Below are 12,298 nucleotides of genomic sequence, written 5' to 3'. Positions count from 1 at the left end.
CGTCGTCAGTGCGACTCACGGCTCACCGGTCCAGCTCCGCGAACATCTCCACCTCCCGGGTCCTGCCCGTGACGATGATGACGTCGCCGGGGTGGACGACCGTCTCGGCGGTGGCGTGGGTGAAGTCGGCACCGGGGCGTTTGATGCCGACGACGGTGACGCCGTACGTACTGCGCACCCGGCTCTCGCCCAGCGGGATCCCGCCGACGACCTTCGGGGCGAGCGTCTTGATCAGCGCGTAATCGCTGTCGAAGGCGATGAAGTCCAGCATCCGGCCGGTGACCAGGTGGGCCACGCGCTCGCCCATGTCGTGCTCGGGCAGGACGATGTGGTGGGCACCGATGCGTTCCAGGATCTGGCCGTGCTGCCGGGTGGTGGCCCGGACCCAGATGGCGGCCACGCCGGCGTCGACGAGGTTGGAGGTGGTCAGGATGCTGGCCTCCAGGTCGGTGCCGATACCGACCACCACGCGGGAGAACTCGCCGACGCCGAGCTGCGCCAGCGCAGCGGGGTCGGTGCAGTCCGCGGCGGCGACCTGGGTCAGCTCTTCGCCGACCTTCTGGACGACGCCGACGTCGGCGTCGACGCCGAGCACGTCCCAGCCGCGCCGCATCAGCTCCGCCGCCACGGACTGCCCGAAACGGCCGAGGCCGATCACCGCCACTCTGGAATCGCGGGCCGGGCGACGGTCGGCGGAACGCCGATGTCGGTGTGGGCGCAGTGACTTGAAGTGGTCAGCCAATGACGGGTCGCTCCTCGGGCAGGGTGTACCGGCGGTCGCGCTGACGCAGTGCGAGCGCGCTGGCGAGGGTGATCGGGCCGACGCGCCCGACGAACATCATGACGATGACGGTGAGTTGGCCCACTGCGGGAAGGTCCCTGGTGATGCCGGTGCTCAGGCCGACCGTGCCGAAAGCGGAGACGGCCTCGAACAGGATCGCCAGGACCGCGTCAGCTCTTTCCTTGGTGACGGCGAGCAGCACCAACGTGCCCGCCATGACGAGGCCCACACCCAGCAGCGCCACGGTGAGGGCCTGGCGCAGCGTGGTCGCGGAGAGCCGGCGGCCCATGATGTCCGCGTCGGTGCGCCCGCGGACCTCGGCCAGGATCGCCGCTCCCAGAACCGCGAACGTGGTGACCTTGATGCCGCCCGCGGTGCCCGCGCTGCCGCCGCCGATGAACATCAGCACGCAGAGGCTCAGGAGGGTGGCCGGTTCCATGGCACCGGTGTCGACGGTGTTGAAGCCGGCGGTACGCGCGCTGGCAGCGGTGAAGAACCCGTCCAGCAGCTTGTCCCCCCATTCCAGGGGTCCGAGGGTCCTCGGGTTGCTCCACTCCAGCGCGCAGGTCATGACGGTGCCGACGGCGAGCAGGACCGCGGAGGTGAGGAGGGTGAGCCGGGTGTGCAGGGACCAGCGGTGCCGGGTGCCGCCGCGGGCGCCCGGGCGGCTGCGCAGCAGTTCGAACAGTACGGGGAAGCCGAGGGCACCGAGCACACAGGCGGCGGCGATCGGCAGGACGACCCAGGGATCGTGCGCATAGCCGACGAGGTTGTCGTCGCGCAGCCCGAACCCGGCGTTGCTGAAGGCGGAGATCCCGTAGAAGATCCCGTGGTAGACGGCGTTTCCGGCCGTCAGGCCGTAGCCGATGTGGAAACGGACCGTGAGCACGGCGGCCGTGGCCAGTTCGATGGCCAGCGTGATGCCCGCGACTCCCAGGACCACCCGACGGATGTCACCGACGCTGAGGCCCCTCTCCGCCTGCGTGGCGAGCTGTGTCCGCAGTCGCAGCCGACCGGAGACGAGCAGGGCCAGCAGCGACGCGAGCGTCATGATGCCGAACCCGCCGATCTGGATCAGAGCCAGGACCACACCCTCGCCGAACGCGCTCCAGTGGCTGCCGGTCCCCACGAGGGGCAGCCCGCCGCTGACCGCCCCGGCGGAAGTGAACAGGGCAGTCAGGACGCTGGTGTCCTTGCCGGGCTCGGTGGCGGCCGGGAGCATCAGCAGGGCCGCACCCAGCACGACGACGACCGCGAAGGCCAGGACGACGCCACGGGCGGGATAGGCGGCCAGCCGGGACCACCAGGCCCGAGTCGTACCCACGGCCACCAGCAACCTCCGATGCCCCTCCGCCGCATTTCCTGTCGTGCCCCGTCGCACGAGGAGGCCGGTGAACGCGGCCACCTGCCCACAGCATCCCTCCCGGATCGGGCGTACGGAACGCGCCACGACGTCAAGGGGGCGTGGGACCCGGCCGATCGGTGGAGCGCCACTGGGGCCTCGTCGGTGGACGGTGTCACGACGGCGACCGCGTTCGCACCCCGACAGGGCGAGAGCCGCGCACGCGCCCGGCGCGGCATCGCGCCCGCAGCCGTGCCCGCGACGGTCCGGACGCGTCACCGGATTCCGGTGGCTCCGGTCACCACGCGCCGATGACCGGCGCGTCGGGCTCGTGCTGCCGCCAGGCCTCGTTGAGGCGCCCGAGCCGGTCCGCGGCGGCGATGCCGCGCAGGGACGCCACCTTGCCGTCGCCGACTTCGAACGCCACGGCGCCCACGACCCGGCCGGCGACCACGGCGAGGACGGCCGGGGAGCCGTTGACCAGCGCGATGTGGATCGCGGGCGAGCCGCCGGCCAGCCGCCGCTTCGCCGGCGTGGGCTTGAAGCCGGCCCGCACGAAGGAGGCGACCCGCTCGCGCGTCGTGTACCGCAGCAGCCGCCGGCCCAGTCCGGCACCGTCCGAGACCGCCGTCACGTCGTCGGTGAGCAGCTCCACCAACCGTTCGGTGCGCCCCGACACGGCGGCGGCGAGGAACTCCTCGACGACCCGGCGCGCGGACGCCGAGTCCACCTCGCCGTCGCCGCGGCGGCGCTCGGCGGTGACCCGACGTCGGGCCCGGTGGACGTGCTGCTGGCTCGCGGACTCGGTGATGTCGAGGATCTGGGCGATCTCGGCGTGGGGGTACGAGAAGGCCTCACGCAGGACGTAGACGGCCCGCTCGACCGGCGAGAGGCGCTCCATGAGGATCAGTACGGCCAAGGACACCGATTCGCGCTGCTCGAAGGTGTCGGCCGGGCCGAGCATCGGGTCGCCCTCGAGGAGCGGCTCGGGCAACCAGGCACCGGCCGCTCGCTCGTGGCGCGCCCGCGCCGAGCGGAGCCGGTCGAGGCAGAGATGGGTGACGACCTTGGTCAGCCACGCCTCCGGCACCTCGATGCGTTCGCGGTCCGCGGCCTGCCAGCGCAGGAACGCGTCCTGCACGGCGTCCTCGGCGTCGGCCGCCGAGCCGAGCAGACGGTACGCGAGCGAGGCCAGCCGGTCCCGGCCGGCCTCGAACCGTTCGATGGCTGCGCTGTCCATGCGGAACAGGTTATGCGGCGGCCCTCGCACCGGACCGGTCCGGTGCGGTGGCCAGGCGGCGCTTGCGCTTCGGCATGCCGAAGGTCGGGTGGGCGGTGCTCCACCCGGCCCCCCTGAGCACGCCCGCCTTGAACCACGCGGCGGTCCGCCCGCCCAGGTACCAGGACTTCGACCGGGCGTCCCCGTCCACCATCTGGACGATCGCGTCCCGGCGCCCGAGGCTGATGTGGTTGCCGTAGTACTTCAGCCCGGTGGTCGGGACCTCGCTGCCGGTCAGGCGCGCGATGATCGCGGCGGTCGCCTGCATGGTGGTGAAGCCGGCCGAGGCGCAGGACATCGGCAGCGGCCGGCCGTTCCCGCCGATCGCGTAGGCGCAGTCACCGGCGGCGTAGACGTCCGGGTGCGAGACCGAGCGCATGGTGCGGTCGACGACGATCTGGCCGGTCTCGGCGACCTCCAGGCCGCCGGCGGCGGCGATGGGGTGCACGGCGAACCCGGCCGACCACACGGTCACGTCGGCCGGGATGGACGTACCGTCGGCGGCGACCGCGTGTGCCGGCTCGACGGCTTCGATGCCGGTGTGCTCGTGGACGGTGATGCCGAGCCGGTCGAAGGCCTGGCGCAGGTGGCGGCGGGCCTTCGGGGAGAGCCAGGCGCCCAGTTCGCCGCGGGCGGCGAGCGCGACCGAGAGGTCGGGCCGGGACTCGGCGAACTCGGTGGCGGTCTCGATGCCGGTCAGCCCCTCACCGACGACCAGCACGGTGCCGCCCCCGCCCAGGCCGGCCAGACGCTCGCGCAGACGCAGCGCCGAGGACCGGCCGGTCACGTCGAAGGCGTACTCGGCCACGCCGGGGACGCCGTGGTGGGCGACGGAGCTGCCGAGCGTGTAGAGAAGCGTGTCGTACGCGAGCTCGCCGTCGCCGTCCTCGTCGGTCACGGCGACGGTCCCGCGCTCGGGGTCGACGCCGGTGACGCGCGCCAGGCGCAGCCGCACCCCGGTGCCCGCGAACACGTCGGCGAGCTTGCGGACCGCGAAGTCCTGGTCGGTCGCGAGCTGGTGGAGCCGCATCCGCTCGACGAAGTCGGGCTCGGCGTTGACGACGGTGATCTCGGTGTCGGCGCGGGAGAGCCGGCGGGCCAGGTTTCCGGCGGCGAAGGCCCCGGCGTATCCGGCGCCGAGGACGACGATGCGGTGCTTCATGGCGATGCTCCTGTCTCGTTCGCGTGCCCCTTGAACGAGACGGCGCCCCGATTGCTGACAGGAGCCGGATGTGATGCGGGTCACTCACCCAGGGCGGGCGGCTGAGCCTCCGTCGGACGCCCGGGTCCGTCCCGGACGGTCGAAACGGGGCGATGGCCGACCACGCATCGAGAGGGCCGGCCATCGGTCGACCCGGCGCGGGTCTGCTGTCGCTGCTTGTGGCGGGGGCACGTCCGCGCCTTTCAAGGATATGCGCCCACCAAGTGGCCTCCATTGCCGGAGGGTTGAGATCGATCTGGCGGCTGAACCATCTGCTGTCAGCGAATCCGCCTGGCCGCGCGGTGATCCCGGTGCTTGTGTGTCGGTATGGAGATCCTGGTTCTGGGCGGAACGGCATGGGTGGGTCGGGAACTGTCGCGGCAGGCGATCGAACGCGGCCATCGGGTGACCTGCCTCGCGCGTGGTGAGAGCGGAGAAGTCGCGGACGGAGCGACACTGGTCGCCGCCGACCGGCGCGATCCGTCGGCGTACGAGCCCCTGCTCGACCGCGTATGGGACGCGGTCGTCGAGGTGTCGTGGCAGCCGGGCTTCGTTCGTGGAGCGCTCGACGTACTGGGCGGCAAGGCCGGGCACTGGGTGTATGTCTCGTCCGGCAACGCCTACGCCTCCCACGCCACGCCGGGGGCGGACGAGTCCGCGGCCCTGCTCGCCCCGACCGACCGGAGCGAGGTCGACCGCGAGTTGTACGGCGAGGCGAAGGTCGCCTGCGAGCAGGCGTCGACGGCCTCCGTGGGCGACCGCCTCCTCATCGCACGGGCCGGGCTCATCGGCGGCCCGGGCGATCACAGCGGGCGCTCCGGCTACTGGGTCGCCCGCGCCGCACGTGATCCGCGGGGGCCGATGCTGGTCCCCGACACACCGGCCATGCCCACCCAGGTGGTCGACGTGCGGGACCTCACCTCCTGGCTGCTCGACGCCGCGGAGACGGGAACCACCGGCACATACGACGCCGTCGGCCCGGTCGTTCCGTTCGAAGAGTGGATCGAGCTGTCCCGCGCCGCCGGCGGGCACACCGGTCCGGTGGTCACCGCCGAATCGGCGTGGCTGCTCGCCAACGGCGTGGCCCAGTACATGGGGCCCGAATCGCTGGCGATGTGGCTGGTCGAGCCGGGCTGGGAAGGGTGGTCGGCCCGCGACGGGTCCGCGGCGCGCGCCGCGGGGCTGCGTCACCGGCCCCCGGCGGAGATGCTGGCCGACACGCTGCGCTGGGAACGCGAGCAGGGGCTGGACCGGGAAAGGCGCGCAGGCCTCAGCGCGCAGCGCGAGCGCGAGTTGCTCGACGCCCTCGGCTGACGGCGCTGGACCGGTCTCGCACACCTGAGCGTCTGTACGGGCGCCTTCCGTTCCGACTTCGCGATCTCGTGGTGGACCCGGCCGAGAACCGGTACGGCCACCGCGTGATCACCGGGGGTTGTGTGGACTCCTGCTCGTGGGTGCCGCCCGCAGAGCCGCAGCGGATGAGGGTATGCCGCCCGCGCCGGTACTTCTGGGGCAGTTGCGCCAGGGCGAGACGGGCGGCCTCGGTGTGGTCGGCGGCGGTGTTCGAGCCCGCGTTCCCGGGGCGGAGCAGAGCGCCGACGGGTTCACCGGCCCCGCCCGGCCCGTGGTCGACGAACCCCCATCAGGGGGTGGTGGCCGTAGGTGAGCTTCCCCCGCTGTGCGGGAGTGGCTGACTAGCTGGTCAGGGCGGGTTTGCGGGGTTCCAGGAGGTCCAGCGCCTCCGTCCAGCGGAAGCCGTCGGCGCCTCCCCCGGCCTTCGGTCGGTGCGGTTCGTGCGAGCCGACCAGGACGCCCATCCCGGTCAGCCGTTCCAGGCTCTGCCGGTAGGCCGGGTGGGCGGCCTGGGCCGCGTTGAGGTACGGCAGGACGGCGATGGGGACGCCCATGCCGTACGCCTCGCACAGGATGCCCAGGGCCAAGGTGTCGGAGATGCCGGCGGCCCACTTGTTGACCGTGTTGAACGTGGCCGGGGCCACGGCGATCGCGTCCGCGGGAGGAAGGGGGCGGGCCTCGCCGGGCTTGCGCCAGGCGGACCGGATCGGGTAGCCGGTCTGCGCCTCGACCGCTTCCACGTCGAGGAAGTCCAGTGCCTGCGGGGTGGCCACGACCCCGACGTCCCAACCACGTTGCTGCGCGGCGGTGATCAGCGTGCCGACATCGCCGGCGATCCCGCTCGCGCAGACGACGACGTACAGGAAGGGCTTCTTGTCCGGGGCAGTCGGAACGGACGGGGCGGACGGGGCGGTTGACTCGGTCACGCGGGAACTCCCGGTCGGCGGCTGAAGTGATGCGGTTCGGGCAGCGTACGGCGGCGGTCGCGTGCGGCCCGGACGGGGGCCCGGACCGGCGGCAGCCGACGTCCGGGGCGTCGACACCGGCCCGTCGGGTGCGGTGGTCGGTCTCACGGTCTTCCCCGTACCCGTGACGATCCGGTGGACCTCATGTCCGTCAGGTCGCCCGGCGGGGCCGAACGGGTCATCCGCAGGCGTGTGGATGCGTGATTCCGCCCTTCGGCGGGTGAGTACGGATCGAATGCCCCTGGGATGGCTGTCCCCGGCAGCGACGGGGACAGCCGTCCCGCCTTCGTGCGGTGGACGGCACCGCTCTCACGTCCTCGGTCAGGAGACTGGTTTGGCGACTCCTCAGCTTTCCGTGGTCGTACCGTGCTTCAACGAGGCCGCCGTCATCGAGAGGTTCCACTCGGCCGTCGGGGAGGTTCTCGGCCCGTTGGGGATCGACTACGAGATCTGCTACGTGGACGACGGCAGCAGCGACCGCACCCGGGACATCATCGGCGGATTCGGTGCCGCGGACCGGCGCGTCCGGTACACGGTGCTCAGCAGGAACTTCGGCAAGGAGGCGGCGATGCTGGCCGGCCTGCGCATGTCCCGGGGGCGGGCGGTGGTCCTCATGGACGCGGACCTGCAGCACCCCCCGGAGCTCCTTCCGCGGATGCTCGAACTCCACGAGCGGGGCTACGACCAGGTCGTTCCCCGGCGGACCCGCGACGGGGAGGGCACGGCGCGCACCGTGCTGAGCCGCTGCTACTACGCCCTGGTGCGCCGCCTCATGGAGGTGGAGGTGCTCGACGGCGCCGGGGACTTCCGACTGCTCTCACGCCGGGCGGTGGACGCGGTGCTGTCGCTGCCGGAGGCCAACCGGTTCTCCAAGGGCATCTTCTCCTGGATCGGTTTCACGACGGTCACCTTCACCTACCGGAACGCCCGGCGGCTCGCCGGCAGCTCGAAGTGGGGCAGCCGCCGTCTGCTCAACTACGGCATCGACGGGCTGCTGTCCTTCAACGACCGGCCCCTGCGGCTGGCCATCTACGCGGGCTTCTGGTGTCTTCTGGCCGCACTGGGCTACGCGGTGTGGGTCGGCTTCGACGTGGCGCTGCACGGGGCCACCGTCCCCGGCTACGCGACACTTCTGATGGCGGTGGTGGGGCTGGGCGGAATCCAGCTGATCACTCTGGGGATCATCGGTGAATACGTCGGCCGCATCTACCACGAGGTCAAACGCCGCCCTCCCTTCGTGGTCCGGGAGACCGACGAGTGCCCCGCCCCGATCCCCGGTCCTGCGCAGCACGCATCGCTCGCTCATGCGAAAGGCCGTCTCGCCACGGCGCGACAGTTCGCCACCTTCGTGGCGATCGGCTTCGTCAACACCGCCGTATACCTGGCCGTCTACGCCGGCCTGAACCCCTGGATCCCGTATCTCGCGGCGCACGTCCTGGGCTACGCGGTCAGTGTCGTCGGCTCCTTCCTGCTCAACTCATGCCTCACCGTCCGGACCCGTCCGACCTGGCACGCGTTCTTCCGGTATCCGCTGTCCAGCGGCTTCAACCTCGTGGCCTCCGGCGCACTGCTCTACGTGGCCGTCAGCCGACTCGAAATGGACAAGAATGTCGCCGCACTCGTCGCCGGAGTCCTCGTCACTCCGGTCTCTTTCCTCCTCGCCCGGTGGGCCATCAACTCCGGCCGTCGGCCGTCAGGCGCCGGGGGCATGGTTTCGAGCGGCCCGGCCCGGAGGAAGCAGGACGACCCCACCCCCGGCTAGCACGGACGGCGGGCAGGGCCTGGCGTCCGCGCGACCCGTGGAGGAGGCCGACGGGGAAACGGGCGTGCGCCGGAACGCGCCGAGCCCAGCCGGCGCTCCCCCGCCCCTCATCACGGCGGGTGCCGCCCTGCTGCCCCTTGTTCCGCTGGCTCTCTTGGGCGGAGCCGCATGGTGCGCGCGCTGGGTGCGCCCGAGTGCCGACGAGTGGTGCTTCCTGCCCCTCGTGCGTGACGAAGGCTTCATGGCCCTGGTGGACCAGTTCTATTCCATGGACAACGGACGGATCGCCAACGGCCTGCTCGTCGCCTCCTACGCCACGTTCGGCGTGGCAGGCCAGCAGTGGTATGCCGGGATCAGTGCGGCCCTGATGCTGGTCCTGCTGTGGGCGTGGGCGGCGGCACTGTTGCGGTGCGCCGGGTGGCGGCTGCCCCGGGGCGTGCCGCTGTTCTCCGCGGCCCTGGTCCTGGGCCTCTTCTGCTTCGCCTCCACGAACACGTACAAGACCTTCTTCTGGCCGGCCTCGTCGGTTTCCCACACCTTCCCGCCCGTCCTGGCGGCCGCCGCCACGATCCCGGCCCTGCTGGCGACCTCGCGGCGCGGGAAGGCCACCGCCGCCGCGGTCGCGTTCGTCGTCGGGGGCGTTCTGGGCACGCTGTCGGAGGAGACCTCCGTGGTCGCCCTGACCGTCCTCGCCCCGGCCCTGCTGCTGGGCCGCCGGGTCTTCCCGACCGGACGGCTCGCCTTCGTCCGGGCCTGGTGCGCCGCGGCCGGCGCGGGCGTCCTCATCGGCACCGCCGTGCTCCTCACCTCCCCCGGCTCGATGCACCGGCGCTCACGTCACTCCACGGACTCCATGCTCGCGCCCGAATCGCTCTTCGCTTCGCTGCGGGGGTACACACAGGTCCTCCACACCCTGGTCACGACCTGGCAGTACGTCGGCGCGATCGCCGTGGGCATGCTGATCGGCGCACTCGCCCGCCGCGCGGACGGAGGCGTTCCCCGGCCCGACCGCAGGGCGCCCCTGCTTCTGTGGTCCGGGGCGGCGACTCTGCTGTTCTCCGGATACGTGTGCACGGTCATCGCCTATCCGGCGTTCGGCCCCTCCGTCGCGACCGCCAACAGGCTGTGGAACGACTACCTCTTCCCGCTGCTCCTCCTGCTCGTCGGCGCGGGCGGTCTCCTCGGGAACCTGGCGGTGCGGCGGTACCGTCGTGGGACGGCGCCGGTGGCCGCGGGCGCCGCGCTCCTGTGCGTGTGCGTCACCGCCGTACTGGCCGTGTCCCTGCGCGACCTGGAGTCGGACATGCGGGTGCGGGCCGGGGCCTGGGACAGCCAGGACCGCCTGCTCCGGGACCGGGCCGCGGCGGGGGCCACGGTGCTGCCCTACAGGCGGCTCGTCGTCAGCGGGATGCTGGAACCGTTCAGCAGCGGTGGCGAGCGGCCGTGGCCCGCCTCCTGTGTCGCTCGCTACTACCGGGTGAAGGAGGTCACGGACGGAACGGAACATCAAGGTCGAGGTCCTACCCGGACAGGCCCGCTCCAGCCCGATCCGCGAGCTGCTCCTTGACACCGGCACCGGACAAGGAGGACCCAGCCTGCGGGGCGAGCAATGCCCGGGACCTGCGGATCGGCTCTCCCGGGAGAACGCGCGAGGGGCATCCCTTCCCGAGTGATCAGCACGCTCGAACCCGCCTTGATCGAGGTGTGGTCGGCGGGCGCTGCGGCCGGGGCGGCGGCTGCGCGGGGCGAGCGGGATCTCCAGCCCCACCCGTGCCCCGCCGCCCGGCAGGACCCCCCGGACAGCGCGGGTCCGGGGGTGTCCGGGTGAGCCGGGGCCGTCAGTCGACTTCGAGGGGCAGGGCCGGGTCGGCGGCCCACTCGGTGAGGGAACCGTCGTAGACGGCGACGTCGGAGCGGCCGAGGAGGGCCAGCTGGAAGGCCAGGCCGGTGGCGGCGATGCCGCTGCCGCAGTACGTGATGACCTTCTTGGACTCGTCCAGGGCGCCGGCGTCCTCGAAGAGCCCGCGGACCTCGTCCGGGCCGCGGAAGAGACCGTCGGAGCCGGCGAGGTCGGGGAAGGGCACGTTCGTGCTGGAGGGGATACGGCCCGGGCGTGCGTAGGTCTGGCGGGTGCCCGCGAAGGTCGGCCGGTCGAGGGAGTTCACCAGCCGGGTGCCGGGGTCCTCGATCGCGGCGAGGACGGCGTCCTTGTCGGCGTACAGCTCGGGGCGGCGGTTCGCGGTGAACACGGCGGGTTCGTTGGACTCCACGCCGCTCTTGACCTCGTGGCCCGCCCGGGTCCAGGCGGGGAGACCGCCGTTCAGCACCGAGACGTCGTCGAAGCCCTCGTAGCGCAGGTTCCACCACAGCCGGGTGGCCCAGATGTTCGGGCCCTGGTCGTAGACGACCACGTGAGTGCCGGGGCCGACGCCGAGAGCGCCGAGCCGGGCGGCGAACGTCTCGCTGTCGAGCGCGGTGAACGTGGTGGCCGCATCGGGGTCGGCGAGGTCGTTCAGCAGGTCGGCGAAGACGGCACCGGGTATGTGGGCCTTCTCGTACGCCTGGCGGCCCGACTCGACGTCGTAGTAGCCGTCGCCTTCGGGCTGGGTGAGGAAGGTGGTCGCGTCGATGATCCGGATCGCGGGGTCCCCGAGGCGCTCGTGCAGCCAGGCCGGGTCCACCAGCAGGGGGTGAGACATGCGTGTTTCCTTTTCTCGCATCCTTACGGCCCCCGGCAGAACGCCGGGGTGTCCTGCAAACGTACCTGTTTGAGATACATGTCTCAGTAGGCGGACATCCGGGTGGTTCGGGGGCTTCTCGGGCCGTGGCCTCGACGGCGGCCTCGATGGGCGGGTCCACGTCTGGGCCATGTCCACGGTGACCTCAAACCGGGTGGTGCGGGGCCGGGCACGCACACCAGGAAGTGCTCACACCAGCCGGTACGGCCTTCACTCGACCGGACCAGACAGACTCGCGACTTCTTCGCACCGCACGCCATTGACCTGCGGGTCTGTCCCGGTGAGGGTGGTTCACGCGCTTTGCCGCCCATACGGCACAGTGGAGCGGTACAACAGCGTGAGCGGTACGTCGGTCCGCGCCGGGCGGCGACCGTGACAACAGCACAGCACGACGGACAGGGGAGGCAGCGGGTGACCGCCCAGCAGAGCAGCACCGCACCGGTGGGCCCTCGCGGCGACGGGGAGGACCAGTTTCCGGCAGGCACGCAGGTCTTCGTGCGCGACGAGGTGTGGCTCGTACGGAACTCGGCGCGCACCGAGCACGACGGTGCGAAGGTCGACGTCGTGGGCGTGTCCGACTTCGTACGGGATCAGGAGGCAGTGTTCTTCACGGGCCTGGACAGGATCGAGCTGATCGACCCGCGCCGTACGAGACTGGTCCGGGACGAGTCGTCGAACTTCCGCCGCTCCCGCCTCTTCCTGGATGCGGTCCTGCGCAAGACCGCGCTGCCGCAGTCCGAGCGCCGGCCGGCCCTCACCGTCCTGGTCCCCGACCCGGAAGCGTCCGCGGCGTCGCCGTCCACGACCTGAGCCGACGCCCGCCCACGGCCCGGACGCCCGCCGCCCGCCAGACCTCCCGACCTGAGATTTCCTGAGA

At 72.0% G+C, this 12,298-nt stretch carries 10 protein-coding genes and 1 pseudogene; 4 read left to right on the top strand and 7 right to left on the bottom strand.

Annotated features, from left to right (window positions below; translation table 11 throughout):
- Positions 1–22: 22 nt before the first annotated feature.
- The 4 genes from AB0I73_RS02970 to AB0I73_RS02955 form a co-directional block, all read right to left on the bottom strand.
- Complete coding sequence (locus AB0I73_RS02970) at positions 23–664, bottom strand: TrkA family potassium uptake protein (RefSeq protein WP_363033136.1); 642 nt, start codon at positions 662–664, stop codon at positions 23–25.
- 70 nt (positions 665–734) lie between these two features.
- A complete protein-coding gene (locus AB0I73_RS02965) occupies positions 735–2,105 on the bottom strand; it encodes a potassium transporter TrkG (protein WP_363033134.1) in 1,371 nt (456 codons plus the stop codon).
- Between the two features lie 316 nt (positions 2,106–2,421).
- Positions 2,422–3,363, bottom strand: a complete 942-nt coding sequence (locus AB0I73_RS02960) for a sigma-70 family RNA polymerase sigma factor (RefSeq protein ID WP_363033132.1) — start codon at positions 3,361–3,363, stop codon at positions 2,422–2,424.
- A 10-nt stretch (positions 3,364–3,373) separates the two neighbouring features.
- Positions 3,374–4,564: an FAD-dependent oxidoreductase gene (locus tag AB0I73_RS02955; RefSeq protein ID WP_363033130.1), complete on the bottom strand. Its 1,191-nt coding sequence runs from the start codon at positions 4,562–4,564 to the stop codon at positions 3,374–3,376.
- Between the two features lie 366 nt (positions 4,565–4,930).
- On the opposite strand from AB0I73_RS02955, the gene AB0I73_RS02950 reads away from it, so the two are divergent.
- Positions 4,931–5,917, top strand: a complete 987-nt coding sequence (locus AB0I73_RS02950; RefSeq protein WP_363033128.1) for an NAD-dependent epimerase/dehydratase family protein — start codon at positions 4,931–4,933, stop codon at positions 5,915–5,917.
- A 133-nt stretch (positions 5,918–6,050) separates the two neighbouring features.
- Here AB0I73_RS02950 and AB0I73_RS02945 read toward each other — a convergent pair.
- Together AB0I73_RS02945 and AB0I73_RS02940 are read right to left on the bottom strand one after the other, a co-directional pair.
- Positions 6,051–6,264 (bottom strand): annotated as a pseudogene (locus AB0I73_RS02945) (IS1380 family transposase); the annotation flags it as partial.
- 33 nt (positions 6,265–6,297) lie between these two features.
- Positions 6,298–6,882 (bottom strand): flavoprotein, encoded by a 585-nt coding sequence (locus AB0I73_RS02940; RefSeq protein WP_363033126.1) that lies wholly within the window; start codon positions 6,880–6,882, stop codon positions 6,298–6,300.
- 373 nt (positions 6,883–7,255) lie between these two features.
- Here AB0I73_RS02940 and AB0I73_RS02935 point away from each other — a divergent pair, with 373 nt between their 5' ends.
- On the top strand, positions 7,256–8,683 hold the full coding sequence (locus tag AB0I73_RS02935; protein ID WP_363033124.1) for a glycosyltransferase: 1,428 nt from the start codon (positions 7,256–7,258) through the stop codon (positions 8,681–8,683).
- Between the two features lie 184 nt (positions 8,684–8,867).
- Complete coding sequence (locus AB0I73_RS02930) at positions 8,868–10,250, top strand: DUF6056 family protein (protein ID WP_363033122.1); 1,383 nt, start codon at positions 8,868–8,870, stop codon at positions 10,248–10,250.
- A 271-nt stretch (positions 10,251–10,521) separates the two neighbouring features.
- On the opposite strand, the gene AB0I73_RS02925 is transcribed toward AB0I73_RS02930, so the two are convergent.
- On the bottom strand, positions 10,522–11,382 hold the full coding sequence (locus AB0I73_RS02925; RefSeq protein WP_363033120.1) for a sulfurtransferase: 861 nt from the start codon (positions 11,380–11,382) through the stop codon (positions 10,522–10,524).
- Positions 11,383–11,832: 450 nt separating this feature from the next.
- On the opposite strand from AB0I73_RS02925, the gene AB0I73_RS02920 reads away from it, so the two are divergent.
- On the top strand, positions 11,833–12,231 hold the full coding sequence (locus AB0I73_RS02920; RefSeq protein ID WP_363033118.1) for a hypothetical protein: 399 nt from the start codon (positions 11,833–11,835) through the stop codon (positions 12,229–12,231).
- The last annotated feature ends 67 nt before the right edge of the window (positions 12,232–12,298 follow it).

It is taken from the genome of Streptomyces sp. NPDC050388 (assembly GCF_040655635.1).
Taxonomy (GTDB): Bacteria; Actinomycetota; Actinomycetes; order Streptomycetales; family Streptomycetaceae; genus Streptomyces.
This window is presented reverse-complemented; position numbering and strand designations above follow the sequence as displayed.